Source organism: Streptomyces sp. RB17 (assembly GCF_009604455.1).
Classification (GTDB): Bacteria; Actinomycetota; Actinomycetes; order Streptomycetales; family Streptomycetaceae; genus Streptomyces.
Window position 1 is genome coordinate 1 of sequence record NZ_WEGL01000028.1, and the last position, 26,304, is coordinate 26,304.

General features: G+C 68.9%; 27 protein-coding genes and 3 pseudogenes. 12 read left to right on the forward strand and 18 right to left on the reverse strand.

Annotated elements, in window-relative coordinates; all coding sequences use genetic code 11:
• A pseudogene (locus tag SRB17_RS44205) lies at positions 1-376 on the reverse strand (hypothetical protein); the annotation flags it as partial.
• A gap of 6 nt (positions 377-382) precedes the next feature.
• Here SRB17_RS44205 and tnpA point away from each other — a divergent pair.
• Positions 383-778 (forward strand): IS200/IS605 family transposase, encoded by a 396-nt coding sequence (gene tnpA, locus SRB17_RS48790; protein ID WP_416237151.1) that lies wholly within the window; start codon positions 383-385, stop codon positions 776-778.
• Here the strand turns inward: tnpA and SRB17_RS44215 are convergent.
• From SRB17_RS44215 to SRB17_RS44230, 4 genes are all read right to left on the reverse strand, one after another.
• Positions 762-2,393, reverse strand: a complete 1,632-nt coding sequence (locus SRB17_RS44215) for an IS1182 family transposase (protein ID WP_323377601.1) — start codon at positions 2,391-2,393, stop codon at positions 762-764. The genes tnpA and SRB17_RS44215 overlap by 17 nt on opposite strands.
• A gap of 272 nt (positions 2,394-2,665) precedes the next feature.
• The gene (locus SRB17_RS44220; protein WP_153547753.1) at positions 2,666-3,463 is read right to left on the reverse strand and encodes a hypothetical protein; all 798 of its coding nucleotides are present in this window, start codon (positions 3,461-3,463) and stop codon (positions 2,666-2,668) included.
• Positions 3,464-4,110: 647 nt separating this feature from the next.
• Complete coding sequence (locus SRB17_RS44225; RefSeq protein WP_153547755.1) at positions 4,111-4,728, reverse strand: Asp23/Gls24 family envelope stress response protein; 618 nt, start codon at positions 4,726-4,728, stop codon at positions 4,111-4,113.
• The gene (locus SRB17_RS44230) at positions 4,719-5,297 is read right to left on the reverse strand and encodes an RNA polymerase sigma factor (RefSeq protein ID WP_228396686.1); all 579 of its coding nucleotides are present in this window, start codon (positions 5,295-5,297) and stop codon (positions 4,719-4,721) included. The genes SRB17_RS44225 and SRB17_RS44230 overlap by 10 nt, the downstream gene beginning before the upstream one ends.
• A 136-nt stretch (positions 5,298-5,433) precedes the next feature.
• On the opposite strand from SRB17_RS44230, the gene SRB17_RS44235 reads away from it, so the two are divergent.
• The 6 genes and pseudogenes from SRB17_RS44235 to SRB17_RS44255 form a co-directional block, all read left to right on the forward strand.
• Positions 5,434-5,916 carry an Asp23/Gls24 family envelope stress response protein gene (locus SRB17_RS44235; protein ID WP_153547756.1) on the forward strand — a complete coding sequence of 161 codons (483 nt, stop codon included), beginning with the start codon at positions 5,434-5,436 and terminating at the stop codon, positions 5,914-5,916.
• A gap of 71 nt (positions 5,917-5,987) precedes the next feature.
• Positions 5,988-6,149, forward strand: a complete 162-nt coding sequence (locus tag SRB17_RS45815; RefSeq protein ID WP_194294364.1) for a hypothetical protein — start codon at positions 5,988-5,990, stop codon at positions 6,147-6,149.
• A gap of 221 nt (positions 6,150-6,370) precedes the next feature.
• The gene (locus tag SRB17_RS47335) at positions 6,371-6,553 is read left to right on the forward strand and encodes an Asp23/Gls24 family envelope stress response protein (RefSeq protein WP_228396687.1); all 183 of its coding nucleotides are present in this window, start codon (positions 6,371-6,373) and stop codon (positions 6,551-6,553) included.
• A 25-nt stretch (positions 6,554-6,578) separates the two neighbouring features.
• The gene (locus SRB17_RS44245) at positions 6,579-7,211 is read left to right on the forward strand and encodes a DUF6286 domain-containing protein (protein ID WP_228396688.1); all 633 of its coding nucleotides are present in this window, start codon (positions 6,579-6,581) and stop codon (positions 7,209-7,211) included.
• A 39-nt stretch (positions 7,212-7,250) separates the two neighbouring features.
• Positions 7,251-7,853 carry an alkaline shock response membrane anchor protein AmaP gene (locus SRB17_RS44250; RefSeq protein ID WP_153547758.1) on the forward strand — a complete coding sequence of 201 codons (603 nt, stop codon included), beginning with the start codon at positions 7,251-7,253 and terminating at the stop codon, positions 7,851-7,853.
• A 51-nt stretch (positions 7,854-7,904) separates the two neighbouring features.
• Positions 7,905-8,261, forward strand: a pseudogene (locus SRB17_RS44255) (transposase); the annotation flags it as partial.
• Positions 8,262-8,272: 11 nt separating this feature from the next.
• Here the strand turns inward: SRB17_RS44255 and SRB17_RS44260 are convergent.
• On the reverse strand, positions 8,273-8,689 hold the full coding sequence (locus SRB17_RS44260; RefSeq protein ID WP_323377602.1) for a hypothetical protein: 417 nt from the start codon (positions 8,687-8,689) through the stop codon (positions 8,273-8,275).
• A 431-nt stretch (positions 8,690-9,120) separates the two neighbouring features.
• Here SRB17_RS44260 and SRB17_RS44265 point away from each other — a divergent pair, with 431 nt between their 5' ends.
• Positions 9,121-10,017 carry an RNA polymerase sigma factor SigF gene (locus tag SRB17_RS44265; protein ID WP_153547765.1) on the forward strand — a complete coding sequence of 299 codons (897 nt, stop codon included), beginning with the start codon at positions 9,121-9,123 and terminating at the stop codon, positions 10,015-10,017.
• Between the two features lie 380 nt (positions 10,018-10,397).
• A pseudogene (locus tag SRB17_RS47340) lies at positions 10,398-10,589 on the forward strand (phosphatase PAP2 family protein); the annotation flags it as partial.
• A 149-nt stretch (positions 10,590-10,738) separates the two neighbouring features.
• Here SRB17_RS47340 and SRB17_RS44275 read toward each other — a convergent pair.
• Positions 10,739-11,518 carry a GAF domain-containing protein gene (locus SRB17_RS44275; RefSeq protein WP_153547767.1) on the reverse strand — a complete coding sequence of 260 codons (780 nt, stop codon included), beginning with the start codon at positions 11,516-11,518 and terminating at the stop codon, positions 10,739-10,741.
• Positions 11,519-13,332: 1,814 nt separating this feature from the next.
• Positions 13,333-13,509: a hypothetical protein gene (locus tag SRB17_RS45825; RefSeq protein ID WP_194294366.1), complete on the reverse strand. Its 177-nt coding sequence runs from the start codon at positions 13,507-13,509 to the stop codon at positions 13,333-13,335.
• Between the two features lie 200 nt (positions 13,510-13,709).
• Between SRB17_RS45825 and SRB17_RS44280 the strand changes: the two genes are divergently transcribed.
• Together SRB17_RS44280 and SRB17_RS44285 are read left to right on the forward strand one after the other, a co-directional pair.
• Positions 13,710-14,090: a hypothetical protein gene (locus SRB17_RS44280; RefSeq protein ID WP_153547769.1), complete on the forward strand. Its 381-nt coding sequence runs from the start codon at positions 13,710-13,712 to the stop codon at positions 14,088-14,090.
• A gap of 125 nt (positions 14,091-14,215) precedes the next feature.
• Positions 14,216-14,665 (forward strand): hypothetical protein, encoded by a 450-nt coding sequence (locus tag SRB17_RS44285; RefSeq protein ID WP_153547771.1) that lies wholly within the window; start codon positions 14,216-14,218, stop codon positions 14,663-14,665.
• A gap of 334 nt (positions 14,666-14,999) precedes the next feature.
• Here SRB17_RS44285 and SRB17_RS44290 read toward each other — a convergent pair whose 3' ends face one another.
• From SRB17_RS44290 to SRB17_RS44335, 10 genes are all read right to left on the reverse strand, one after another.
• The gene (locus tag SRB17_RS44290) at positions 15,000-15,773 is read right to left on the reverse strand and encodes a gamma-glutamyl-gamma-aminobutyrate hydrolase family protein (protein WP_323377603.1); all 774 of its coding nucleotides are present in this window, start codon (positions 15,771-15,773) and stop codon (positions 15,000-15,002) included.
• Entirely contained in the window at positions 15,770-17,287 is a 1,518-nt protein-coding gene (locus SRB17_RS44295) for an aldehyde dehydrogenase (RefSeq protein WP_153547775.1), read from the reverse strand. Before SRB17_RS44295 ends, SRB17_RS44290 begins: the two co-directional genes overlap by 4 nt.
• Positions 17,284-18,003 carry a gamma-glutamyl-gamma-aminobutyrate hydrolase family protein gene (locus SRB17_RS44300; RefSeq protein WP_323377604.1) on the reverse strand — a complete coding sequence of 240 codons (720 nt, stop codon included), beginning with the start codon at positions 18,001-18,003 and terminating at the stop codon, positions 17,284-17,286. The genes SRB17_RS44295 and SRB17_RS44300 overlap by 4 nt, the downstream gene beginning before the upstream one ends.
• Positions 18,000-18,713: an ABC transporter substrate-binding protein gene (locus SRB17_RS44305; protein ID WP_323377605.1), complete on the reverse strand. Its 714-nt coding sequence runs from the start codon at positions 18,711-18,713 to the stop codon at positions 18,000-18,002. The genes SRB17_RS44300 and SRB17_RS44305 overlap by 4 nt, the downstream gene beginning before the upstream one ends.
• A complete protein-coding gene (locus SRB17_RS44310; RefSeq protein ID WP_153547777.1) occupies positions 18,710-20,107 on the reverse strand; it encodes a glutamine synthetase family protein in 1,398 nt (465 codons plus the stop codon). The genes SRB17_RS44305 and SRB17_RS44310 overlap by 4 nt, the downstream gene beginning before the upstream one ends.
• A gap of 21 nt (positions 20,108-20,128) precedes the next feature.
• On the reverse strand, positions 20,129-21,349 hold the full coding sequence (locus SRB17_RS44315; RefSeq protein ID WP_153547779.1) for an NAD(P)/FAD-dependent oxidoreductase: 1,221 nt from the start codon (positions 21,347-21,349) through the stop codon (positions 20,129-20,131).
• A gap of 1 nt (position 21,350) precedes the next feature.
• Positions 21,351-21,539 (reverse strand): ferredoxin, encoded by a 189-nt coding sequence (locus tag SRB17_RS44320; RefSeq protein WP_153547781.1) that lies wholly within the window; start codon positions 21,537-21,539, stop codon positions 21,351-21,353.
• A 27-nt stretch (positions 21,540-21,566) separates the two neighbouring features.
• Positions 21,567-22,772, reverse strand: a complete 1,206-nt coding sequence (locus tag SRB17_RS48375) for a cytochrome P450 (protein WP_323377607.1) — start codon at positions 22,770-22,772, stop codon at positions 21,567-21,569.
• A 154-nt stretch (positions 22,773-22,926) separates the two neighbouring features.
• Positions 22,927-23,676, reverse strand: coding sequence for a cache domain-containing protein (locus SRB17_RS44330; RefSeq protein ID WP_153547783.1), 750 nt, complete (start codon positions 23,674-23,676; stop codon positions 22,927-22,929).
• Positions 23,666-24,439: a FadR/GntR family transcriptional regulator gene (locus SRB17_RS44335; protein ID WP_228396689.1), complete on the reverse strand. Its 774-nt coding sequence runs from the start codon at positions 24,437-24,439 to the stop codon at positions 23,666-23,668. Before SRB17_RS44335 ends, SRB17_RS44330 begins: the two co-directional genes overlap by 11 nt.
• 201 nt (positions 24,440-24,640) lie before the next feature.
• Between SRB17_RS44335 and SRB17_RS44340 the strand changes: the two genes are divergently transcribed.
• The gene (locus tag SRB17_RS44340) at positions 24,641-26,164 is read left to right on the forward strand and encodes an APC family permease (protein WP_153547785.1); all 1,524 of its coding nucleotides are present in this window, start codon (positions 24,641-24,643) and stop codon (positions 26,162-26,164) included.
• Positions 26,165-26,304: the final 140 nt, after the last annotated feature.

Sequence of the window (26,304 nt, forward strand, 5' to 3'; positions counted from 1 at the left end):
GCTTCGAACCCGACTTCCCCAGATTCCCAGCACGGATGTTCGCGTGCAGCGTGGTGTACGCGTCGCGCACCTTCTTGATCACGTGCTGCGCCGCCTGCGCCCCCAGCCCCTGTTCCTTGAGATGAGCATAGGTGTGCTTGCGCAGCTCGTACTCACGCGGCACATCGTTGGCGAACGCCACCTCGGAGACCCAGCACGCCAGGTCGTTGACCGTGCGCACAGTCGCCGACAACGCGGCGGCCTGCTCGGCCTCCGGTATCAGCTTCACCTGCACGACTATCTTCACGGGTGTGATCATATCGTTGATCTGTGTCACCTCGATGAAAGGCCAAACCCCAATATCCGTACGGGTCGTACGGTCGTTCACACTCTCCATGCTCTCTTGGTCTTCACGCCCAAGTACCGGCGCGGACCATTCACCGACGAGATCCTTCGACGCTGCGAAGAGATCACGCGCGCCGTGTGCGCCGACTTCGAAACCGAGCCGGTGGAGTTCAACGGCGAGCACGATCACGTCCACCTACTGGTGCACTATTCGCCGAAGGTCACCACCTCCAGACTCGTCGGCAGCCTCAACGGCGTCTCGGCTCGACGCCTACGGCAGGAGTTCCCCGGCCACATCCGCAAATGCCTGTGGGGCGATCACTTCGTCAACAGTGCAGACCCGTGCGCCTGTGCAGGTCACCCCCATCTTGAGAAGCGATTCCTCCCGGCCGTGAACGACTCCGTTGGTGAATACGCAAAACGCCCTGATGGCCGGGTCATGCGGCGAGAGTGAGACGGGCAAGGTGGGAGGCGCGGGTCGTGCCGAGTGGGGTGCCGTTCAGCCAGGCGTCGGCGCGGATGATGTTGAGGGCGGTGGCGGACAGCACGTTGGCAAGATGGGTCTTGTCCTGCCCTCGGTAAGGGGTGCGCCGCAGGCGGGTGCGGCGGACGGCCTGGGAGATGGTGCCCTCCACGCCGGCGCGAGCGTCGTAGCGTTCTTTCCACGCGTCGGTCCGCTGCTCGGCACGTCGTTGTTCCAGGATCTGCTGCTGGTCCTGGGGCAGCAGGGTGAGACTGCGGCCCCACTTGCCGTTGGCCGCCTTGGTGCAGCGGGCCTTCAGCGGGCACGGATCGCAGTCGGCGAGGGCGAAGTGGACCCGGACAAGCGGAGTGCCGCTGGCCTTGCGCTGCTGGGACCAGCTGATGCTGGTCGCGCCCTGAGGGCAGGTGACCTTCTTGGCTTCCCAGTCCGTGGTGAAAGCGGCCTGAGTCAGGTCTGGAGCCTGTGGGTCGCGTCCGCCGTGGTGGGTGTCCAGCCCGACCGGTCCGATCAGGTCGATGTCGTGGTCCTGTCGGGCGGCGAGGATATGGGCGGCGGTGATGTATCCGCTGTCCACCACGTGTTCATCCGGTGCCAGCTCCCGCACCGCCATTCGCTGGTGGACCGTCGCGGTGACCTCGGTGTCGTTGACGGTGGCGTTGGTGGTTTCCACGTTCGTGATCAGATGCGGGGCCTCGGGCTCGCAGGTCTCGCTGAGGTGAACCTTGTAGCCGCACCAGCCCGACCCGCACTGGATGCCGTAGTGGGCATCGATGTCAAATGGCGAGGACAGCCGCTCTCTGGCTGGCGGGAGGTCCTTGCCCTCCCGCCAGCGCACCCCCTCCGCGTCCCGGTGGTACTGCTCGGACCAGGCCCGGCGCAGGATCCCCACCGAGGGGATCTCGCGCCCCCAGGCCGGAGCGAACGCGTCATCGATGGCATCCAGGAGCGCGAACCCGTCCCGGCCCACCTGCTCGGCCCACTCCAGGCGGGCGTTGTCTCCCTTCGGGAAACGGTAGTTGTCGACCTTGGCCCCGTAGCGGTCCACCCACGACGCGTCGATCAGCGGGGTCAGCCAGTCCGGGGCGGCCGCGGCCAGCGCTTCCAGTGCCGCCCGCAGCGTCTCGCCGACGAACTCCATGCGGTTCAGCGTGCGCACCGCGGCCAGCACCTGTGTGGAATCGGTCCGCTGCCGGCCCCCGGCCCGCAGCAGTCCCGCGTCGGACAGCCGGGACAGAACCACGTCCAGAACCCGTTCCTCCAGCCCATGCGCGAGAAGCCGGGTCCGGAAGTCTCCCAGGACGGTGAAGTCGAACCCAGGATCATCCAACTCCAGGCCCAGCAAGAACTTCCAGTCCATACGGGCCCGTACCTGGTCAGCGGCCTGCCGGTCGGAAAGACCCTCCGCATACTGCAACACCGACACCAGGGCCACAGCACCCGGCGAGATCGCGGGCCGTCCCTGCCGGGGGAAGGCCACCGCGAAGTCATCGTCCCTGAACACCGGACCGAGCACTTCCCGGACCCGGATGGCCAAAGTCCCCTTCGGGAACGCGGCCCGCACCACCCGAGCCGTCAGCTCAGGCACCCCGTCATCCGACCGCGACTCCAGCGACATCCCGATCCCCCCAACCCGCCACCGACCATAGCCATCAGAAAGACGAACGACACAGCCCCGCTCGAATCACGACTTTCCCAACGGAGTCGTGAACGGCCGGGGTTCCTCGCTAGATCATGCTGAAGCCATAATCCACGTGCGATGATCGACCTCATAACCGCCGCCTCACTCGTGAATCCACCCCGAACTGGCGCGGCACCTGAATCTGGAACCAAACGTGACCGGCGGGACAAAACGCTCCTTTACTGCCGGCTTTGGTTCCGACGTTCCTCAACCCCCGTGTCTAGCGTAAGGGTTTGCTGGTGGTGGGTGAGCATCTGATAGCCGACCAGAACCGCCAGTACGGCAAGCAGAGCGGCGGAGGTGATGGTGGTTCCCACGCCGAGTCCACCCTGGGCTACGGGCTTCTCGACTGCGTTCTCCGCGACCGCCCCGAGCGGGCGGGTGAGTACGTAGGCCGTCCAGAACAGCACGGTGCCCGAGATCGGTGTCAGATAGTGGGCGGCGAGGATCAGTAGCATCGCTGTGGACAGCACCAGAACGCTGCCCCGGAAGCCCAGGCCGACGCTGTGGGACAGGAAATCGCCGCTGGAGGTTCCCAGCGTGTTGGACAGCAGTGTCGCGGTCCAGTACAGGATCTCGGCCTTGGTGGTGGCGATCCGTTCCACGTCCATGGTCTGACCAGTCGCCCGCCAGCCGATCAGTACCATCACCAGGAGGCTGGTCAGCACGGCCGCGCCGCCGGTATAGCCCAGCCCGACCGTGCGGTTCATAAAGTCCGAAGTTGCCGTGCCGACAATGCTGGTCATCAGGATCACCGACCAGAACACCGCCGGGCGAAACCGGTCGGCTCTCAGCTGCATCATCAGCGTGAGCGCGAATGCCGCCAAGAAAATGATCACGGCAGCGGCATAACCGAGCTTCATCGGAGTGATCGCCACGAAGTTCGATACCGACTCACCGAGCGTGGTTGCCACGATCTTGATCGCCCAGAACAATGCGCCAACCCTGGGCAACTTGCTCACAGGAATCCTGCTCATCAGCTTCTCCCATCCCTGCCTCCACGAACTCGATCAGAGACAGTCTCGGGACATCGTGGATCGATCCCGCGAAGCAAACGATCTTATGCTGGCCGTGTCGCCCGTGGCCTGGGTGTCGACGGCCACGCAATTGGTTCCGGCCGCGATTCCGTGAATCCCAGGTCGTCGCGCGACTACGGGAACGTTTCTTGTGGGGATTACTGACATCGGCGCTTCAAGGTGATGGTGGTGGGAGGTCGAGCACCCCGCAGGTCCCCGCCGCGCCCGGGCCTCCTGCTATGACTCCTGCAGTGCTGTGGGCGAGGCGATGATGCGGGTCACGGTGACGGTCACGGTGACGGGTTCCACCAGACTGCGTTCCGTGAGATGGGCCAGGACGGCGCTCCGGACTCCGGAACGGACGGAGCGAGCGACATCCAGCGCTCGGTGGCCTTCCGACAGGAGGCAGCGCACCTCTATGTGCCATCCGGAGCCGCCTGCTGCGTGCTCGGCGCGGACGCCCGTTTCGGGCGGAGAAGGCCTGCCAGTGGTTTCCGTCCAGGCGTGTGCGAGGCGGTGAGCCAGGCCGGAGTGCAGGCCCGCCACGCCGGGGGTCGTGAGAGCCGCGCCTGCCACGGCCTTGCGGAGGGCGGGGATGTCGGGCGAGGTCATCGGGCACCGCCGGGCTCGGTGGGCAGGACGTCGATCACCGTGACGTCGACGTCCGTGACAGCCATGCCGATCGCCATGTCTGCTGCGTCGATGACCGATCGGCGGACCACGTCGGCCGTGGCGGGCAGCGGTTGGTCGAGGGTTGCGGCCAGGGTCATGGCCACGTGCACGCCGGGGGCCTGGTCCTGGGGGGTGAGACGGCAGCTCACGGCCTTTGCCCACGGCACCGCGTCGGCGGCTCGGCGCAGCACTTTGGCGGCAGCGCTCTCGGCGATCTGCAGATCCAGGGCGGGGTCGTTCAGCGGGAGCATGCGTCCGAGCCGGACTTCGGACCGGACGATGGCCATGACGCGGTCGGCGACGGCGCTCATCCCGGTTGGCTGCTGTTCGCGCAGCACTTGTGTGGCCGCGCCGAGTGCGGCCAGCCCTTGGGCGGCCTCGCGGCAGTGTGGACAGGAAGTGGTATGCGGATCCGTCTCCGCCGCAGCGTCCCGAGCCTGCTCCCAGGCGTGACTGAGAAGTCGGCCGCAGGGCAGGACCTCGTCACCCGTGAGCGAGGCCAGGGCAGGCACGCGGGTGGAGGGGGTTTGCGGATGCTGGTCCTCTAGCGCCATGGCGCCATCGCCTCCTTCAGGGACCGGCGTGCTCGGAAAAGTCTGCCGCGCACGGCCTCCTCACTCGCGCCCGTCATATGTGCGATCTCGGTGTACGAGAAGCCGTGTACCTCCCGCAGGACCCAGCACACTCGTTGATCGGCTTTGAGCCCGCCGAGCGCGGTGGCCAGGGCGGCCAGGGCGGCATCCTCTTCGGCGGTCCGGCTGGGCGAGCTGCGCGCTTCGTGTGCGGCAGGTTCGGCCACCTCGTCCAGCGGCAGCGGAGGCCGTCGGCGACGCCGGGCATTCAGGCACCGGTTGACGGTGATCCGGTAGATCCACGTGGTGAACGCCGCACCGTGGCGGAATTCCGGCAGCCGTCGCCAGGCACTGACGAAGGCGTCCTGAACGGCCTCTTCAGCATCCTGCGGATTGCCCAGGATGTGGGTGGCCAGGAGGAGAAGACTGCGACTGTGGCGCCGCACAAGGAGGGCGAAGGCGTCCTCGTCGCCCTCTGAGGCACGTATCGCCAGCAGCGCGTCTGAAAGCCAAGGGGCCGGCGGGGCTGGCCCGGCCTGTGCTGTCATCATCCGCTCCCAGCGGAGTCACTCTCCCCATGCTATGTGACGCCGGTCACAAAGGAAGTGTGAGAGCGGGGCGGCGATGGTGTCTAAACCGTTGAGAGGTATCACTTCGACGCCTCAAGAGCCGATCGAGGCGAGGGCCATGACGGACATCACCCATCGGAACAGTGTCGGCCAAGAGGACCTGCCCGGCGTGGCCGGTGCGACGTTGCAGGGACGCCGAGGCGCGGATGTCCCTGCAGAAATCCGCGGGAAGACCACCATCTCCGACAGTGTGGTGGCAAAGATCGTCGGCATGTCCGCCCGCGAAGTACCGGGCATCTACAACCTCGGCGCGGGCATGTCCCGAGCTTTCGGTGCCGTCCGCGAACGCGTCCCGGGCGGCGGCACCTCAGTGACCCGTGGCGTCAAGGTCGAGGTTGGGGAGCGCCAGACGGCTGCGGACCTGGACGTGGTCGTCGAATACGGCGTCTCCATCGTCGATGTCGCCGGCGACGTCCGTAGCAACGTCATCTCCGCCGTCGAAAGGATGACGGGGCTCGAGGTGGTCGAGGTCAACATCACCGTTGACGACGTGCACCTGCCCGAGGAGGAGGAAGCGCCGGAAGAGGGCCGGGTGCGTTGAGTGCCGGCGGTGGCGGCCCGCTCCGGCGACGGCGCGGGCCAGGACAGAGCGTGCGAGACGGGTGAGTGAGCATGGACGCAGCGATCGCCGGCCTGGCAGCCGGAATGGCACTGGGCTTCGCCGGCTACTTCGGTGGCTTCTGGGCGTTTCTCCTGGTCGCCGTCCTCGGGGCAGTGGGGCTGTTGATCGGCCTCGTAGTGAAGGGCGACATCGACCTGCGACGGCAGCGGTGAACACACCCGCCGACGGCACCCGCCGAACCGAGTCCGAACCGCCGACGCAGGCCGAGCGGCTGCCAACGCCCCGTGAACGGGGAGCGACCATCATTGCCGACCGGGTGGTGGCCCGCATCGCCGCCCACGTGGCCCGAACGGCTCAGGAGCACCGGGCGGCCCTGCCGTCGGGCCATCCTGCCACCCCGCCCTCCGCGTCAGCGATCACGCGCGGAGGGTCAGTGCGCCTGGGACTGGGCCTGGACCTGCCCTACCCAGCCGACCTCGCGAGTGTCTGCGAGGGCATCCAGCATGACGTCGCCGAGCGGGTGACCCAACTGACCGGCCTGGACGTCGACGAGGTCACGCTGACCATCCGGCGGCTGGTGCCCGAAGGCGGATTGCGCAGAGGACGTGTCCAGTGACCTGCTCACTCGAAGGGGAACCGCAATGACCGCAGACGCCGAGCCTTCCGCCACTCGAGCCCGCCCCGCCTACGACACGATGCCTGCCGCGCGGCGCGGCGACCGCGGCCACCGACCCCATCGGCCGTGGTCCGAACGGCGCATCCCAGCAGCCGTGGCCGCCGTGCTGCTCCTGGCCGCCGCGGGCAGCACACTGTACGACGTCCTCGCGGTACGGGCAGGCCGTCGCGCGGCGGTCTGGCGCAGGCAATTGGCAAACGAGCTCTCCTCGCGTCACGTCGACGACGTATGGATGCTCACCGGAGCCGCCGTTGTCATCGCCATCGGCCTGTGGCTGCTGATCCTGGCCTTCACCCCCGGCCCGCGAAACCTCCTGCCCCTCCGGCCGCCCAACAACAGCCCGCCGCACCTGCAGGCCACCCTGGACCGTCACAGCGCCGCCCTCCTGCTGCGCGACGCAGCGATGATGGTTCCTGGCGTGGGCAAGGTACGCGTTCAGGTACGGCGTGGCCGCATAAAGGCCACCGCGGACGTTCACTTCCGTGATCCACACCAGGTCCGCGACGACCTCACCGCCGCCCTCCAAAAGGAATGCGACGAGCTTGCCCTGACTCACCCCCCTCGGCTGGCCGTACACGTGCGCAGACGCACCGCCTGACCATGGACGACGCCGCCACGGGAGCAGAAGGGAGAAGCGATGACTGCGCGATCCGCTCTCAACCGCATCCTGCTGGCCATCAGTGGCCTGGTGCTGCTCGTCGGGGGCCTGCTGGTCCTCTTCGCCGGACTGGACCTCTACCGGCGATGGAACCTCCGGCCGCCCGCCGGCTGGCCCCTCACCTCGCCAGCTGATGTCCTGCTCACAGCCAGGGACCGGACCCGTTGGAGTGGCGAGGACTGGTGGTGGCCGGCAGTCATCGCGGCCCTGGTGATCGTCATCGCCCTCGCCCTGTGGTGGTTGATCGCACAACTGGGCCGCCCGCACCCCGGCGGCCTGCCCGTCGGAGGCCCCCACCATTTGCAGGGGGTGGAACTGCGCGAACACGCCCTCCGCGACGCGCTTGCCGAAGACACGCGCCACCTCCCGGACGTCCACAAGGCACAAGCCCGTATCACCGGCACGTCACAACATCCGAGAAGCTCCATCGGCATCACCCTCACCCCGCACGGCGTACCGGGCCGCACTCTCCACGAGTTGAGCGCGGGCCCGCTGCACAACGCCAGCCGCTCTACTAGCGCGGACTGGCCCACCGAGGTACGCCTGCACGTCGCCCGACACAAGCCGCATCGCGCGCAGTGAGCCCGCTGAGCCGGGTATGCGGGCCCACGGGTACATCGCCAGCGCCCCTGGGTCATGGCACGCTTGCGCGTCCCACGACGGCGAAGTCGGCCCCGTACCAGGCCCGAGGTCGTCCTGGCCGACAAGGCGTACTCCTCCCGCGCGATCCGCCAGCACCTGAGCGGGCGCGGCATCCGCGCGGTGATCCCCGTCCCGGCGGATCAACAGGGCCACCGGCAGCGAAGGGGCAGCCGAGGCGGCAGGCCACCAGCCTTCGATCGTGATGCCTACAAGCAGCGCAATACCGTCGAGCGGTGCATCAACCGCTTGAAGCAGTGGCGGGGTATTGCCACTCGATACGAGAAGACCGCCACCATCTATCTCGCCGGACTCCACATCGCAGGCATCTTCCTCTGGTCCGCCCGGTGATCCAGTGGGGACTACGATCTGGCGATCTCTTGCCGGAGCTGGTGGGTGAAGCGACGCAGGAGGTCCAACGTCTCTCGGAACTCGGCCCGGCGGTCGTCCCTGCCGTCGGTGGGCCGGGTGCTCCAGACCCGACGCGCGAGGGCATCGGCGAGATCGACGGTGTCGTCGGAGCAGAGCAGGTAGAGGGCTGAGCGTGCTTCCTGCAGCCGGTTCGCCAACTCGTTGGCTCCCGGACCGTCGTCACTCAGCTGTGTTTCCTTCAGGTAGTCCAGTAGCTGAACTACGGCCGTGTTGAAGCCGATCCCGGCTTTTAGCTTCTGTTCGCGGAGCCACATGCGGTCCTGTCGGCGCGCGGTGAACCACGACCCGAACACCACCCCTATGAGGCCGATAGCGGCCCCGATGGCCACGGGCAGTATGTTCTCCACGGTCAGCTCCCCCCGACGTACAGCGACGCCAGGCTACAGAGGCCGTCGGAGGCGCCGCACTCGATGAGCGCGCTCGCATGCCAAGGGTTCGGTGATCCGAACGAAACGGCCTAGCTAGGGCACTCGGCATATCGTGCCAGGCCGCTCGTGGATCCGTCGGCGCGGCTCCAGGAGCGGGCGTTGGCCGCACGACCGGAACCGCCATGAGGACCCCGTTTGAGCGGTACGGTCGCGACGCGGCCGCTCGCGTCCGGCCCGTCGCTCCCCCGCGGCGACGGCAAGCGCCTGTTCCTGCCGACGCACCCTTGGCAGCGGCCCTACTTGCCACAGAGTGCGTAACTCTAGGTTACGGAAGTGCCGCTTCGGGTAACAGACCGTGCATGCCGTGCCCTGCAAACGATCAACGGGCACCTGGATGAAGGGCAACAGCCATGCCGAGTCTGCTGACCGATCACTCCACGGCCCTGTCCTTGGCCCGACATACGCCGGGGCCGACCACAGCCCCTGACACCGCCCCGCCGCCACCGGCGGCAGACAACCTGACCTCAACGGACCTGACCGCCATCGCGCCGGCCGATGCCCGGGCCCTGTCCAAGACTCTGTTCGTCCGTCTGGACGCCCTGGAGGAGGGCACCGCCGAGTACTCCTACGTCCGCAACACGCTGGTCGAACTGAACCTGGCCCTTGTTCACTTCGCAGCCCGGCAGTTCCACTCACGGGCCGAGTCGGCCGAAGACGTGCTACAGGTGGGCACGATCGGACTGATCAAAGCGATCAACCGGTTCGATCCCTCGCACGGGGTCGAATTCGTCACGTTCGCGCTGCCGACCATCTTCGGCGAGATCAAGCGGTTCTTCCGCGACACCACCTGGGCCCTGCGGGTTCCGCGCAGGCTGAAGGAGTTGCGCCTGACGCTGGAGAAGGCGACTGCGGACCTGGAGCAGTGCCTCGGCCGGCCACCAACCGTCGCCGAACTGGCCGCGCACCTGCACCTGGACGCCGAAGAGGTGCTTGAAGGGGTGGGAGCCGCCAATAGCTACAACACCCTCTCCCTGGACGCCCCCTTCGAAGGGACCGAACCCGAGGACGCTCTTGCCGACCATGTCGGCTTCGAGGATCACGACCTGGAAGTGGTCGAGGAGCTGACCGCTCTGCAGCCGGTGATCGCAGCACTGCCGGAGCGCGATCGGAAGATCCTCGCCATAAGGTTCGGCCACGAGATGACCCAGCGCGAGATCGCTGCCGAACTCGGCGTCTCCCAGATGCACGTCTCTCGCCTCCTCGCACGCATCCTGGCCAAACTCCGATCGCACTTGATCTCAGAGTGACAGGCTGGTGTCTGCACAAGCGAGCACCTCTGCCAGACAATCCGACAGGCCGGTCGTGCGCCACGGATCACCGCGCGCGGCCGACCACTAGTGTCCGCGAGTACACCGGGCGGCGGTCGGACGAGTGGACTGCCAGATTCAGCAGGGCTGAATCGATCCGGCTGACGGTGCCCGGGCCCTGCGACGCCGCGACCGGGCCACATCCGAGACGAACGCATCCAGCCCACCCGGTACCAGCAACGGGCACCCCGTCTTCGGAGCCGGCCGAGCGAGGTAGGCCCGGAAGAGTGATGCGGCGTCTGGCCTTCTGCGCCGGGGGCACACGGACGGCAGGCCGTGTTGGTTCGGAAAGCAGCCAGGCGGCCACGTGGGCCCTCGCGGGGGCGCGCGGGCGTCGGGCCGCTGTCCGCGGGGTGACATCACTGGCGCTGGCCTCGGCCACGGTGAACACCGTCGGCAAACGCTCCATCGGCCGCGCCAGGCCGATACTGGACGCCGTGCCGATCGTCCGGCATCTGCCCCGCCAGACCTTCACCAGTTCATTCCCCTCCGGGCACGCCGCCTCGGCTGCTCGCTTGCTGCGCCCATGGACACAGGCCGGTGACGCCAACACTCCAACGTCCCATAAGCCGTTGAGGTATCGGCGTACACCGTCGTGGAGACTGCCCGATTGAGACGGAAGAGATCCGCCCGCCTCAATCGGACTGGCAGACGAAGCTCGCTACGCGCGGCACACCGTCTCCGCGGCTCGACTACCCTGCCTGCGCAGTCCGAGCTCTTCGTCAGCGGAGGGCTGCAGGAGACTGTCGGCCACTTCGAGGAGCGACAGGCCATCACGCGCACTGACCGCTTGTAGCCAGGCCAACGCCTCCGCCGTGGAGCAGTCTTCGCATGCCGCGACGCACCCGGCGGCCCGGTGGATGCGGTGCCAACGTGCCGCGCGGGTATCCGACTTCCACACCGGGCGCTGGCAGTCTGAGCTCGCGTGCACGCGTCGCCAGCGCAGCAGCGCGTCCAAAGCAACGCCGGCGGCACGTTGCGCCCGGGCGAGCTGCGGAACCGTCACCTGCGTCGGCCGCGTGTAGTAGAGGGACATGACGCCGATCGGCGTGCGGCGCTCGTTCAGCGGAAGCGCCAGCACCTGCTCGACATCGGGCACCTCGTCAGCCAGGTGCGATCCGGCACTGGAATGGCGGTTCTGCAGGCCGGACACCAGGACTGGCCGCATCTCCAGCGCCGCATTGATCGACGGGCCATCAGCGAGCGTGAACTGCACGGCCTCGCCCAGCAGGGCGGACTCGTCGGTGGCATGCAGCAGTTGCCAGTGATCCAGGCTGGGCAGCAACGACAGAGCCGCCCGCTGTGCACCCATGCCCTCTGTGAACGCAATGCAGAGTCGGCGGGGCAGCGTGCCTCGCCCCACTGCTGCTGCCACCGACACGTCATGCACGATCGAAGGTGTTTCCGATGTTTCTGACGTTTCCTCCAGCATGGTCATCATTCCCTCATTCGCGCACTGTTTGCGCGTCGGGAGCGCCCTCGGAGCGGTACGGATGGCCGTGCCCGGGCGCCCCAGTCATGAGAGTGCGTTTACCACCCGACGGTCCATCTCATGTGTCGCGCATCGACCTCAGATGCTTTGGCGGCCAAACGGGGTGCTACGGCGGTCCAGCCGCATCTCCCTGGTCACATGGGCATCGGCAACAGCTGTTCGGGTGACCGAGGCGTCATGCCGAGCGCCGAGGGTAGGCGCATCAATACAGCCCAGGAACACGCCACGCTGGGACGACCCAGCGAACCAGGGATGTCACAGGGGCCAGGGCAGCGGCGCGCGATCTCCGTGAGCTGGGCCTTCACGTGGCTGACCGGACGGGAAAGAGACGATGGACAATCTCGCACGACTGATCCAGCAGACGATGCGGCGCCGCCATTTGACGGCCCAGGCCGTCGCCGAGCAGACCGGTATTCGCACCCCTCGGGTCAAGGCATTCGCAGAAGACGGTGCCAACGGTCCCATCCATCCCACCGAGGACGAACTGAGGGAACTCGCCCGCACCCTCTCACTGCCGCTGTCGGCTGTTCTAGGCGTCGCACATCCCTCGGTCAAGTCGAAGGCGGCTTCCGAAGCGCGAAGGCTGCGACAGCACGCCAGTGGTCGTAGGACACCAGCCCGGAGGTCTCACTAGCATGACCCGTTTCCGATCTTGCGTGATGCCTCATGCCGTAGTTCCGAAGAGCGGACCTCCCCCGCGGGCGGATTGGTACGGATGGAACGTGATGACTTCCGAAGACAACGGCGACAGCGAAGCCCCACACGTAGGCGTACGCCTCTGTGTCGACGTCGAGACCCTGCTCGATGACCTGACAAGCGGCCATGGTGCGGGCTCACCGCAGTTTCAAGCGGGAGAAGTGGCAGCATTCGAGTGGGCACTGGGACGTTCCGAGAGTTCCCCCGTCACGGGCCGGGGGGTTCCTTGCGCGCCGGACCTGGCAGTACTGACCGCCGAACTGGACGCAGCGACAGTCCAGTTGGAGAACCCCAGCGGCTCGCCCGGCAGCAGCGACTACCTGCGAGGAATCCACGCGGCGCTCAACTGGGTGTGCGGGTACGACACCGGGCTGCTCTGACACCTGATGGCTGCACTGCTGATGTAGTGCAGCCATCAGGGGGTCGTGTGCGCTAGCCGGACAATCGACAGATGGCCATCGCCTAGGACGCCTGCCCGAGATGGCGATCTTGGCGAGTGGAGGGCACGAACTCAGTGGCATTGTGGACGGCCCGTTCCGGTTGGGCGGATGCCTCCGCGGACGTGGCATGGCCACGCCGCAGGCCGACCGAGAGGGTCAACCGAGGGCAGGCCGCTGACCCAAGAGATGCCCGCGAACGGCGAGAATCGGCCAGACAGAGGGCGCCGTGACATGGAACCCCTAGCGCGTGCGGTGGCCTGTCGTGTCGGCCATGCGCCCTCGACTCACATGCGGCGACGTCCCTTGAGAACGGTCGGCTCCATTTTCATAGTGAGCGCGGGGCGATGCGGTGAACCGCCAAGTCCCAGAGCAAAGCCCGCCCGCAGCCACGACCCACTCCGTTCTACGGGCCGTGGGCGGATGCTTCCGAGTCCTCTCCTCCCTGCCGCCGCTTCTTGGCTCCCCCGAAGTGGACTGGGTTCCCCGCGCCGATCCTTTCGCCGCCCGCCCACGACGGCGTGCCCAGGCGGTCTTCCCATCCTCCCCGATCCTGTGTCCCTCAAGCCCTACCCGTGCGTCCGTGGCAGTCCGTCGAAGTGCCGGCAGACGGAGACTCCTGAGAGTTCTTCAGCGTCTGCGTCCGCGGACAGTCCAGCCGCCTCCCACACCTGCGAGGTGCAGGGCCAGAACCGTGAGACCAAGGAGCATGACGTTGGTTGAGGTGAAGGTGTGGTTGGTCGAGATCTCCGCCGCGTTGATCAAAAAGGCGATGAAGAACAGGGCAGCAGAAACAATGGCCAGCATGGTTTTCGGTCTCCTCGTCAGATGACGTCTGGGTTGCACTGCACTCCGAATTCCCGCCGCCTGGCAACCCACACCAGGCGGCATCGCACAAGTCCGCCGAGTCTCGTCGGCGCTGTGGCGGTTGGGCGGGGACATTTAGGGCAGGCGGAACTTCACGGTGCGACCTGCGTGCCGTGGAGAATGGCGGGGAGGACGTCTGGATGTCCAGTGTTCCTTCGGTCGCGCAGACCCATGGCTGCCGCTGTCTGGCGGCTGCCTTCAATGGCGACATGGATTACCTGAATGGGCCGATGTTTCGAACCGAGTTGCTGAAGCTCGTCGATTCCGGCGAACGGTTCATCGTCCTGGTCCTCGCCCTTCTGGCCGCCCGTCGGCGCGCACATGAGACCGGTGCGAGGTTGGCGCCGGCCAGGGTGCAGGGGCAGCTACGACAGCTACTGACGCTCACCGGCGTCGATAGGATTCTTGACGTCTACGACGCCACGGAAGATGCCGTGACGAACCTTGCAAGCCACCGCGGTGACAATTCGCGGAATGGGAGAAATATCGGTCCCCAGACAAGGACCGTGTCACCCAGATGACCGACCAATTCTACATATTATTGACCTTCCGCCCCAGCTCATAGCATTTTCGAACACGTAGGCGGGGCTGACGGTCCTTCGGTCGGGTAAGCGCGTACTCAACGGCATCGAGGAAAGGGGAAGCCATGTCAGTGGAACCCGAACGTGCCGAAGCGAGTCCTGCTGCGCAACACGTTGCCGAAGCGTTGATCAAGTTGTGGCAGCAGGCCCATGAGGACGTCGCGCCCACGGTTTCCGAGGAGCAGATGCGCGTTCTGCTCGCCCTGGGCAGCGAGCCAACCGATCCTGACCGAATCGCCGGAGACCTCTGTGTCAGCGCCTCGTGGGCGAACCGGTTGCTCGACTGCTTGGAGCAGCGCACGCTGGTACGGCGCCTCCCATCCGGCGGGTTCTCCCTCACTGGCGCCGGGAAGGGTGTGCTCGAAGCGACACGTCAGCGCCGTCGGCAACTTCTGGAATCGACACTGGTGACCGCCGCACCACCAGACCGCGCGGTATTGCGGGACACATTCAACCAGCTGTACGGCGTTGTGAGCCCTTTGGCGCGGGTGCCTCGTAGCCGCTCGCCGCTCTGATCGTGGATCTTGTCCCTCGGGCTGCCCCGGAGAGCTTGCGGGCGGCAGCCCGAGCGCACTGAAACAGCTGCTGCCCGCAGATACCACTCTTGCGCCGGAAAGCAAACCCCGCTACTCAGGCGCGCCCCTTGGACGTACGCCATGCTCAGCCCCGGCCTGTTGGTAGGGCCGACGAGCTGCTGCGACCTCATGACCCGTCACCCGCCCCTGGCCGTGCGGGGCAGGCCTGCGCGCATGCTCAGCGTCTGTGCAGCTCGTCGGTGCGGTTCCGCATGCGTAAACCGCCGCTCGGCCGGAGCCCGGCGGCGGATTGCCGGGCTCCGGCCGAGCGATGTCATGCGCCGCAGGCGGCCACGAAGCCGTCGAAGAGGCGCAGGCGGTGGTCGGCGGAGCCGTCCGGGTCCTCCGGATGCCACTGCACTCCCACCACCCACCGCTCGGGGTGCTCGACCGCCTCGATCACGCCGTCGTCGGCGTGCGCGACCGCCACGAGTCCGTCGCCGACCGCGGCCACCGCCTGGTGGTGGCCCGAGCGCACGGTCAGCCGGCCGGTGCCGGTGAGGGCGGCCAGACGCGAGTCCTGCGCCACCGACACCTTCTCGTCGAGGAACAGGGGCTGGCCCGGGCCGCCGCGGTGCAGCCGGTAGTCCTCCAGATCGGGGACGAGGGTCCCGCCGAAGGCGATGTTGATCAGCTGCGAGCCGCGGCAGATGCCGAACACCGGCCGCTGCGCGGCGGCCACCGCCCGGATGGCGGCGATGCTGTGGTCGTCCGCCCGGCGGTCCACGCCGTAGGAGTTGGGCACCGGTCCGCCGAACCCGTACAACTCCCCGTCCACGTCGCCGCCGCCGAGCAGCAGCAGTCCGTCGTAAGCGGCGGACGCCGCCGGGTCGCCGAGCCCGTCGGCGGAGGTGTCCACCAGTTCGTACCGGGCGCCCACGGCGTGAAGGGTGCTCAGCGCGGTGCGGGTGAATCGCCGTACGAGGTCGGCGACCGGCTCGGTCAGATCCGGGAAGTTGAGCGAGACCAGGACCGCGATCCGCGGACCGCCGGCGGGGGGCGCGCCATCCGGCTCGACCTCCCGCCGATGCACCACCGGAGCGCTCACAGTTTGATCCAGGTGGTCTTGAGCTGGGTGTACTTCTCCAGCGCGTGCAGCGACTTGTCACGGCCGAAGCCGGACTGGGCGTAACCACCGAACGGCACCGTGATGTCGCTGTCGTCGAAGCAGTTGACCCAGACCGTGCCGGCCCTGACCGCCCTCGACATCCGGTGCGCCGTGGAGAGGTCCCGGGTCCACACCGCGGCGGCCAGGCCGTAGTCGGTGCCGTTGGCGATTCTCACGGCCTCCTCGGCGTCTTCGAACTCGATGACCGCGAGAACCGGGCCGAACACCTCCTGCTGGGCGATGCGCATCCCGGGGCCGACCCGGTCGAAGACGGTCGGCCCCACATAGCAGCCGCCGGTCTCGGTCAGTACCCGGTTGCCGCCGAGCACCGCCTGCGCGCCGTCCTCCACTGCCCCCCTGACATGGCCGAGGACCCGTTCCAGATGTTTCTCCTCCACCAGGGCACCGAGCTCGGTCCGCGGGTCGAGCGGGTCGCCCACCACGGTCCGGCCCGCCTCCCGCACCACCAGGTCGAGCAGCTCGTCCTTGACGGAACGGTGCACCAGCAGGCGCGAGCCGGCGGAGCACACCTCGCCCTGGTTGAAGAAGATGCCCCCGGCGACCGCCTTGGCGACCACCGTCAGGTCGGGTGCGTCGGGGAGCACGATCTGCGGCGACTTCCCGCCGAGCTCCAGCGAGACCTGCTTGAGGTTGGACTCGGCCGCGTACTGCATGAACAGCCGCCCGACCTCACCGGAACCGGTGAAGGTGATCGCGTCCACGCGCGGGTGGCGGCCGAGCGCGGCACCGGCCGTCGGCCCGAAACCGGTCACCACGTTGAGGATCCCGTCCGGCACGCCGGCCTCGGTGGCCAGTTCGGCGAAGCGCAGCGCGGTGAGCGGGGACTGCTCGGCCGGTTTGAGGACCACCGCATTGCCCACCGCGAGGGCGGGCGCGATCTTCCACACGGCCATCATCAGCGGGAAGTTCCACGGGACCACGGCGCCGACGACCCCGAGCGGTTCCCGGGTCACGGTGGCAAGGACGTCCCGCCCCGTGGGCGCCACCTCGTCGTACTGCTTGTCGACTGCCTCGGCGTAGAAGTCCAGCGTCTGCACCGTCACCCGCAGGTCCACCGCGAGGGCGTGTGTGAAGGGCTTGCCCATGTCGACGCTCTCCAGCAGGGCCAGCTCCTCGGCGTGCCCCTCGACCAGCCGTGCCAGCCGCTGCAGCACCGCCCGTCGCTGCCTGGGGTGCAGGTCCGACCACACGCCGCTGTCGAAGGCACGGCGGGCGTCGGTCACGGCACGGTCGACGTCCTCGGCGCCGCCCTCCGCGACCTGGGCGATCACACGCCCGTCGCGCGGCGAGACCCGCTCGAAGGTCGCGCCGTCGAGGGCGTCCACGTGCTGTCCGCCGATGTACAGCCGGGTCGCCGGGGACAGGCCGGCGAACCGCTTCTCCAGTTCCTCACGCCGGGCCAGGGCCGCGGTGGTGTCCAGGGTCGCGGTCATGCGGCGACCTCCTTTCGGTTTCGGGCACGGTCGATCAGGTCGGCGAAGAGGGCGGCGTCCTGCCGGGACGTGGCCGCCAGGTCCTCCGGGTGCCACTGAACGGCGAGCAGGTCGGCGCTGGTGTGCTCCAACGCCTCCACGCAGCCGTCTGCGGCCCGGGCCGTCACGCGCAGTCCTCGGCCGACCCGGTCCACCGCCTGGTGGTGGTACGAGGAGACCGTGAACGGCTGCGGGCCCACCACCGCCGCCAGCCGGGAGCCCGCCACGGCCGTCACCTCGTGCAGCGCGTCCAGGTGCTCGACCGGGCCCGGAGGGATGTGCTGGATCAGGGTGCCGCCGCAGACGGCGTTGACCACCTGCAGGCCGCGGCAGATCGCCAGCGTCGGAAGGCCCACCTCCAGCACCGCCCGGGCGACGGCCAGGTCGAGCGCGTCCTGCTCGTCGTGGTCGGGTGTGGTCTTCGGGTGGCGGTCCTGGCCGTAGTGGGCCGGATCCAGGTCGGAACCGCCCGGCAGGACCACGCCCGCGAAGCCGGACAACCGCTGGGACAGGTCGGGGAGTTGACCGCGGTCGGCGCCGTGCAGCACAAGGGGTTCGCCGCCGTCGGCGAAGACCGCCTCGCAGACCGCCTCGGCAGCGACGGTGGCGCTGAACCGCAACCCGGAGACGGTGGTGGCACGGCGGCCGACGACGAGGATCAGCGGCCGCACGCTCACCTTTCCCCCTCGCCGTCGAAGGGATACTCCAGCGACGGCAGCCACCGCGCCCAGGCCTTGGCCAGCCGTCCGTCCGCGATGATCCGGCCGAGTGCGCCGTCCAGCTGTGCCCGCAACTCGGGCCGGTCCTTGGCGGTGCCGACGGCCCAGCGGTTGCCGGTGCGCACGGTGAAGGCGAGGTCGAAGTCCGGGTGGTCGCCCAGCGGGACGAACACCACGTCGTCGTCGACGACCGCGTCCACCTCTGCGGTGCGCAGCGCCTGCAGCATGTCGCCGAAGACGTCGTCCGAGCCTCCGCCGAAGGCCACGGTGACCGCTCCCTCGAAGGTCTCGGCCAGCGCCATGTTGGTGGAGCCCTCGATCGCGGCGACCCGGCGGCCGCTCAGGTCGGACACAGCGCGCACCGGATCCCCTCGGCGGACCAGGACCGACTCGTGGAAGACCGCGTAGGGGCGGGTGAAGTCCACCAGCGCGGCGCGTGCCTCGGTGACGCCCTGTCCGCACAGCACGGCGTCCGCCTCGCCGCGCCGCACGGCGGGGAGCATCTCGGCCCAGGGCAGGTAGACCCACTCCAGCGAGCGCCCCAGCTCGGTGGCGATGAGTTCACCGACCGCCGGTTCGTAGCCGCGCCGCCCGGCCACCGGGTCGGTGAGGTGGAACAGCGGCGGGGCCTCGGAGTCGATGCAGGCCAGGCGCAGCGGCGCGGTCACGGGGCCTCCTCCGCGTACATCATGTGCTCCCAGTCGGTGACGACACCGCAGAACCGGGCCCACTCGTCGCGCTTCAACTCGCTGTACAGATCCACTAGTTCAGAGCCGAGTGCGGCCTTGACGACCTCGTCGGCGGCGAACGCGTCCAGCGCCTCCCCGAGAGTCAGCGGCAGCTTGGCGAAGGTGACCTCACCGGAGTAGCTGGAGCCGTGTTGGGCCGGTCCCGGGTCGATCCGGTTGTCCAGGCCGTCCTCGATGGCGGCCAGCAGCACGGCGTGCGACAGATACGGGTTGACCATGGCGTCCGGCAGCTTGAACTCCAGTCGACCGTTGGCCGACAGGCGCACGGTGCAGGTCTTGTTGTCCATGCCCCAGTTGATCTGGGACGGCGCGAACTGGCCGGAATCCCAGTACCGCTTGTAGGAGTTGACGGTGGGGCCCATCACGGCCATCGAACCTGCGGCGTGGGTGAGGATGCCGCCGAGGGCGTGCCGTCCGGTCTCGGTGAGGTGCAGCTCCTGCACGCCCGGCTCGGCGAGCACGTTCTCCTCGTCGCGCCACAGGCTGAGGTTGTGGTGGCAGCCGTTGCCCATCATGCCGGTGGCGGGCTTGGGCATGAAGCTCGCCGTCACGCCGAGCTCGCGGGCCACCTGCCGGCAGATCTGCCGGTACACGATCAGCCGGTCGGCGGTCAGGTCGGCGTGGTCGTACATCCAGTTGAGTTCGAGCTGGCCGGGGTCCTCGTAGTCGCCCTCGATCATGTCCAGGCCCAGGGCCTGGGCGTAGGCGATGACCTTCTGGTAGATCGGCCGGTACCGCTCCAGGTGGTCCACGTGGTACGCCGGGCTGGAGCCGGGACGGAACCGGGCGTCCAGGCCGGGGCCGCTCCAGGTCATCTCGGGCTCGCAGCCGGTGCGCAGCTGAAGTCCGGTGCGCTCGGTGAAGCCGGCGTGCAGCCGCAGCAGGTTGCCGCGCGCGTCGGTGGCGAGCGGCTGCCCGCCGACGCCGGGCCGGTGGCCGGGCTCGTAGAGCCGGCAGAAGAAGCGGCCGACGCTGTTGTCCCACGGCAGTACGGCGAAGGTGTCCAGGTCGGGTACGGCGGTGAACTCGGCCGCCTCGACGCCGCCGCCCAGCAGGGTGCCGGTCCGGTCGACCTGGAGGTCGCAGACCGCGGTGCGGTGGAGCTGGACGCCCTTCTCGGCGTTGCGCACCAGGTGGCCGGCGGGGACGACCTTGCCGACCACGCGGCCGGTGACGGTGACGGCCTGGTAGTAGAGGTACTGCACGCCGGCCTCGGCGATGCGGGCCTGGATCTCCGCGATCGCGGCCCGGTCGGTGTTGCGCTCGCGGTGCCTGTCCAGCGCGGTCGCGCCGGGGATGACGGTCGATGTCATGGGGTTCCTCGCGGGTGAGGGTCAGGCGGCGGGGACGAGGGCGGTGAAGGCCTCTCGCAGCTCGCGCTGACGGGCAGGGGGGAGGTTGATCGCGACGGTGCCCACATGCGCGGACCGCCGGTGGTAGGTGGCCAGCACGCCGCCGGCGAGGTGGTCCGGATCGCCCTCGTGCAGCCGGACCTCGTCGGCGAGAGCGGGCGAGCCGAAGCTCTGGAACCGCAGGTCGAGCTGATCGCTCCAGAAGGAGGGGACCGGCGTGAAGGGGGTGGGGTCGGGCTGCCGGCCGGCCAGTCGGGCGGTCAGGGTGGCCGCCGCGCGCTTGGCGGTGTCGGCGGGGATGGACCAGTGCTCGACGCGGCGCGGCAGGTCGTCGAAGAGGGGGTTGGGGAAGCGGGCGATGTCACCGACGGCGACCACCCGGTCGGCGCCGGCGGCCCGGAGCAGGTTGTCGCAGAGGACGCCGTCGTTCAGGTCGAGTCCGGGGTTGTCGGCCAACCACTCGGTGTTCGGCAGGGAGCCCACGGCTTCGATCACGACGTCGGCCCCCAGAGTGGTGCCGTCGTCGAGGTCGACCCCCGAGACCCGTTCCCGGCCGAGGATGCCGGCGACACAGCGCCCGGTGTGGAAGCGGATGCCGGCGGCCTCGTGGTGCCGCTGCACGGCCTGCGCCAGTTCCGCCCCGATGACCCGGTTCATCGGTGCCCCGGCGGGCTCCACGATGCTGACCCGGCAGCCCAGCCGGAGCGCGGTCGCGGCGACCTCGCAGCCGACGAACCCGGCACCGACCACGACCACTCGCGCCTCGGGCCGCAGTGCGCCGCGCAGCGCGGCACAGTCCTCCAGGGTGCGCAGGACGTGCCGGCCGGCCGTCGGGCCGGGCAGCGGGAGCCGGCGTGGGCGCAGGCCGGTGGCCGCGACCAGGCCGTCGAAGCCGAGTTCGGTGCCGTCGGACAGGGTCAGCCGGCGCTGCGCCAGGTCGGCGGCGGTGACGGCCCGGCCGAGCCGGAAGTCCACGTCGTCCACCAAGGCCCGGCGCCGGAAGGCCACCGACGCGTGCAGCTGCTCGGTGGAGGGGTCGCCGCTCGCGGCGAGCGTCTCCTTGGACAGCGGGGGGCGATTGTAGGGGAGGTGGGGTTCGTCGCCGAGGACGGTGATCGGTCCGGTGTGTCCGGCCGCCCTGAGCTGCTCGGCCGTGCGCAGGCCGGCCAGGGAGGCGCCGACGACGGCGATGCGGGCGGGCATCTCAGTCCTTGACGAGGATGGCCTGGACGGGGCAGACGTCCGCCGCCTCCTCGACGTCGAGGCGCTGCGAGTCGTCCGGATTGCCGTCCCAGACGAGCTTGCCCTCCTCGTCCATCTGGAAGACGACGGGCGCGGCGATCGCGCACTGGCCGTGGTCCTGGCACTTGGCCAGGTCGACGATGACCTGCATGGCAGGGCTCCTCTCGGGGTGGGCCGCTCAGGTGGCCGGGGTGAAGGTGAGGGGCAGACGGATCGGGCCGGTGTTGCCGGAGTCCGGCAACCATTCGTCACCGCCGGTCGGGCGCGGGTCGCGCATCCGCCGGGCGAGCAGGGGCAGCGCCTCGCTCATGTCGCTGCGGGCGACGAAGTGACCCAGGCAGTGGTGCGCGCCGCCACCGAAGCCGAAGTGCGGCTTGCGCTCGGCGGCGATGTCGAAGGAGTACGCGCCGAAGACCCGGGGGTCGGTGCCGGCGGACTCGCTGAAGAGGTGGACGGTGGTGCCCGCCGCGATGTCCAGGTCCTGGAAGGTGAAGTCCTCCTGGGCCTCACGGCTGACCCAGGTGACGGTGGGGTTGACCCGCATGACCTCCTCGACCGCCTTGCCGCCCAGCTCCGGCCGCTCGGCGAGCAGTCGCCACTGATCGGGGTGGCGCATGAAGGTCTGCAGGGCCAGTCCGAGCTGGTTGCGGGTGGTGTCGAAGCCGCCGAAGATCAGCAGCAGCAGTCCGTCGCGCAGCTCGGTGTCGCTGAGGCTGTCGGAGTCACGGTGGGCGCGGACCAGTGCGGAGACGAAGTCGTCCCGCTCGTTCGCCCGGCGGTCGGCGATCAGTTCGTCCGCGTAGGCGTAGAGGTTCGACAGCGCTGCCTCGATCTTCGGCATGTCCTGGCGAATCGTCACGCCCATGGCGAGGCCGATGGTGGCGGACTCGCGGGCGATGACCGGCCACTCGGACTCGGAAATGCCCAGCATGATGGCGATCACCCGGGCCGCGTACGGCTCGGCGAACTCGGAGACGAACTCGCACCGGCCGGGCTCCTGGAAGCCGTCGATCAGCTCGGCGGCGAGCGCCTGGAACCGGGGCACCAGTCCGCCGATCAGCTTGGGCGAGAAGGCGGGGTTCATCAGCCGACGCAGCCGGTGGTGCTCCTCGCCCTCCTTGTTGAGCACCCAGCTGGCCCACCAGTCGGCGAACGGGCCCTCGGTGATGCCGTTGTGCGCGGGCCAGGCGGCGCTGCCCTGGCGCAGCTTGGGGTGCTTGAGCAGCCGGCTGACCTCGTCGTAACGGAGGACGGCGAGGCCGTAGTTCGTCCGCGCGTACCAGCTGCGTTCGCGTGCCTCGCGCACGGCGGCGGACTTGATCGAGAAGCTGGGATCGGTGACGTCGAAGTACGGCGCTGCGTCCACTGCGGCGGTGCCCGTCACAGGGCCTCCAACTGATGGTCGGGGCGGGGTGAGTGAGCCAAATACTCTAAAGCTAGAGTTTGGATGTCAAGGGTCGGCGAAAAAGAAGACCGCCGCGGCCTTTCGGCTGCGGCGGTCAAGGGCGTTCCGCGAGGCGCGCTGCGGGAACCGCGTGCTACTCGGGTCCGGCCAGGCCCAGCACCCAGCCGCTGTCCAGCCCGACCTCGCCCGTGGCGAGGAACTCGCCGTCCCGCGCCTGCGGCACCCGCGGCAGCCGGGAGCCCACCAGCCAGCGGGAGGTGTTCGCGGCCACCACCCGGCGCTCGGCGCCGACCAGCACAGCGTCGTGGCCGGCCCGGCGCAGCAGCCCCAGCAGCCGGGGCTCCAGCTCGCTCATCCGCAGATCCGTCCCGGCCACGCCCAGGAAGTCGGCGCCGTCGACCACGGGAACGGTGAAGGTGCAGATGTAGCTTTCCGCGGCGGAGTAGTCCACATAGGGACCGAACACCGCACGCGCGGAGTGGTCTCGGGCGGCCGCGTACCAGTCCATCTCGAAGTAGTCGTAGACGTCCACGCAGGTCGGATCGAGATTGAGCCGCATCGGGACGAAGCCGGCGGCGCTCCGCTGCCACCACTGGATGTGCCGCTCGCGGTCCGGCAGCAGCCCCGGCGCCGCCAGGAAGCCCAGCCCGTCCGCCTCCGGGTGCCCGGTCAGCCACCGCACGACGGCCGGTTTGATGCCCGCCAGGTCGGCCGGCCCGAAGACAGCTCCCGCCGCCTGCACCGCGCGACGTCGGCGGACAACCTCGCCGGCGACCTCCTGAGGACCGGCGAAGACCGTCTCGAGCAGGTCCCGCACCTGCTGCAGCAGTGTGTCCAGCACCGTGTCGGCGCTGCGGTGCGGCGCACCGGACTCAGATGTCATCGGGCACCTCCACAGATTCCTGCTCGACCATCCGGAGATGCAGTTCGATGAGCCGGCGCAGGTTGCGCTGCACATGGCGTTCGGCCAGGGTGCGGGCCCGCTCCCCGTCCTCCTCCGCGATCGCGGTGGCGATGGCGTGGTGCTCGGCGACCACCTCGTCCAGCTCGGCCTCCGACTCGTACGAGAGCCAGAGTAGGCCCGCCGTCGAGGACTGCAGGTCCACCTCCAGCCGGGTCAGCCGCTCCGACTGGGAGGCGATCGCCACCTCGATGTGGAACCGGCTGTCGGCACGGATCCGGGCGCCGAGCCCGTCGGCCTTGGGTAGCTGCCCGACCAGGTTCAGCAGCCGCCGCAGGCCGGCAGCCGAGGCCCGCTCGGCCGCCAGCCGGGCCGAGGCGCCCGAGACGGCGAACTGCTCGTCGGCGAGATCGCGCAGCTGGGACACGGTCGTGGAGCGGATCCGCTCCAGCAGTGGCCTGAGCGGAGGGTTGGCCGGGCGGCGCACGAAGGTGCCGCCGGTACGGCCGCGGCGGGTCTCCACCAGCCCCTGCTCGCGCAGGACCGCCAAGGCCTCCCGCAGGGTCATCGGCGACACTCCGAGCTGGTGGGCGAACTCCACCTCGGTCGGCAGCTGCTCGCCGTCCACCACCAGTCCGAGGTGGATGGCCTCGGTTATCCGCTGCACGACCTCGTCGGTGCGGCCGGCCGCCCTGAGCGGGGAGATCAGCGAAGCACGCATCACGGGTGCGCCCTGTGCCGCCATGTCCCCTCCTCCGGTCAATCCGTCACGGGAAACCCTTGTGCGATAACCCATGCGCTTGTAGCTTTTCGCAACACGTCGCGCCGAGTCCCCGCATCATAGCCAGCCCCGGTCGATGAGTCGGCATCTCATTGCCGCCCCAGGACTCGCGCCCCATCTCTGGACTGCCGCCCCATCCTCTGGCACGAGAAAACGGGAGCCAGCATGAGCCCCATCACCCCACCGGACCCCGTCGACAGCGACGCCGCGCATCTGGCCTCGCTCGGGTACGAGTCCGAGTTCAAGCGGGACATGAGCCCCTGGGCCAACTTCTCGCTCGGATTCACCTACCTGTCCCCGGTCGTCGGGGTGTACTCGCTCTTCGCCTACGCGCTGGCGAGCGGCGGCCCGCCGATGATCTGGAGCTTCGTGATCGTCGGCCTCGGCCAGCTGCTCGTCGCCCTGGTGTTCAGCGAGGTCGTGGCGCAGTACCCGGTGGCGGGCGGCGTCTACCCGTGGGCGCGCCGGCTGTGGGGGCGCCGGTGGGCCTGGATGACGGGATGGGTCTATCTGATCGCGCTGATGTGCACCATCGCCAGCGTGGTGTACGGCGCGGGCCCCTACATCGCCGCCACCTTCGCTTTCACCCCGACGGTCAACACCACGATCATCTGCTCCCTGGCGATCCTCGCGCTGGCCACCCTGATCAACTTCATGGGCACCCGGGTGCTCGCCGCGGCGGCCGTGATCGGCTTCTCCGCCGAGATCATCGGAGCCCTGGCGGTCGGCGGCTGGCTGCTCATCTCGCACCGGCACCACAACCTCGGAGTGCTCTTCGACGCCTTCGGCTCGCAGGGCAGCCACAGCTACCTCTGGGCGTTCGCGGCGGCCGGACTGATCGGCATCTACCAGTACTACGGCTTCGAGGCCTGCGGCGACGTCGCCGAGGAGGTGCCGGACCCGGGCCGCCTCATCCCCAAGGCCATGCGCCGGACCATCTACATCGGCGGCGCCGCGGCCACCTTCGTGTGCCTGGCCCTGGTGCTCTCGGTGGCCGACATCCCGGCGGTCATCGCGGGCAAGGACGTCGACCCGGTGACCACTCTGCTGGACAGCGCCTTCGGCTCGGTCGGCTCCAAGATCGTGCTCGGCGTGGTGCTGCTGTCCTTCCTCTCCTGCGCCATGAGCCTGCAGGCCGCGGCCAGCCGGCTGGCCTTCAGCTACGGCCGGGACGACATGATCATGGGAAGCCGTCTGCTGCGGAAGTTCTCCGAGGCCCGGCACGTCCCGCCGTACGCCCTGCTGCTCTCGGCGGTCCTCCCGGCGCTGATCGTCGTCGGGTCCAAGGTCTCCACCGACGCCCTGGCCAAGGTCATCAGCTTCGCCGCGGTGGGCATCTACCTGGGCTTCCAGATGGTGGTGCTCGCCGCGCTGCGGGCCCGGCTCAAGGGCTGGCAGCCCAGTGGCAAGTACCGCCTGGGCAAGTGGGGCCTGCCGGTGAACATCGCCGCCCTGGCCTACGGCGTCCTGGCCATCGTCAACATGTGCTGGCCGCGCACCCCCGACGCACCCTGGTACGACGACTACATCGTGCCGCTGTCCGCGGTGGTCGTCGTCGGCGCGGGCCTGCTGTACATGGCCGTCCACCGCAGCTACGGCCGCAGCGACGCCCCGTACGACGACGCGATCCCCAAGCCCGCCCCGGTCCAGGACGCCACCGAGCCGGAACCGTCCAAGGCGTCAACTTGACCCGGCCCTGAAGGGGACCGGGTTTGGAGGTAGTGCCCAACTGGCTGCTGGGTGGGCTCCTCCGTCCAGACACCCCGTTATGGGGTGGCAGGGACGCGTGACTCACGCCCCGCAGTCCACACGTCCTCGCCCCTGCGGGC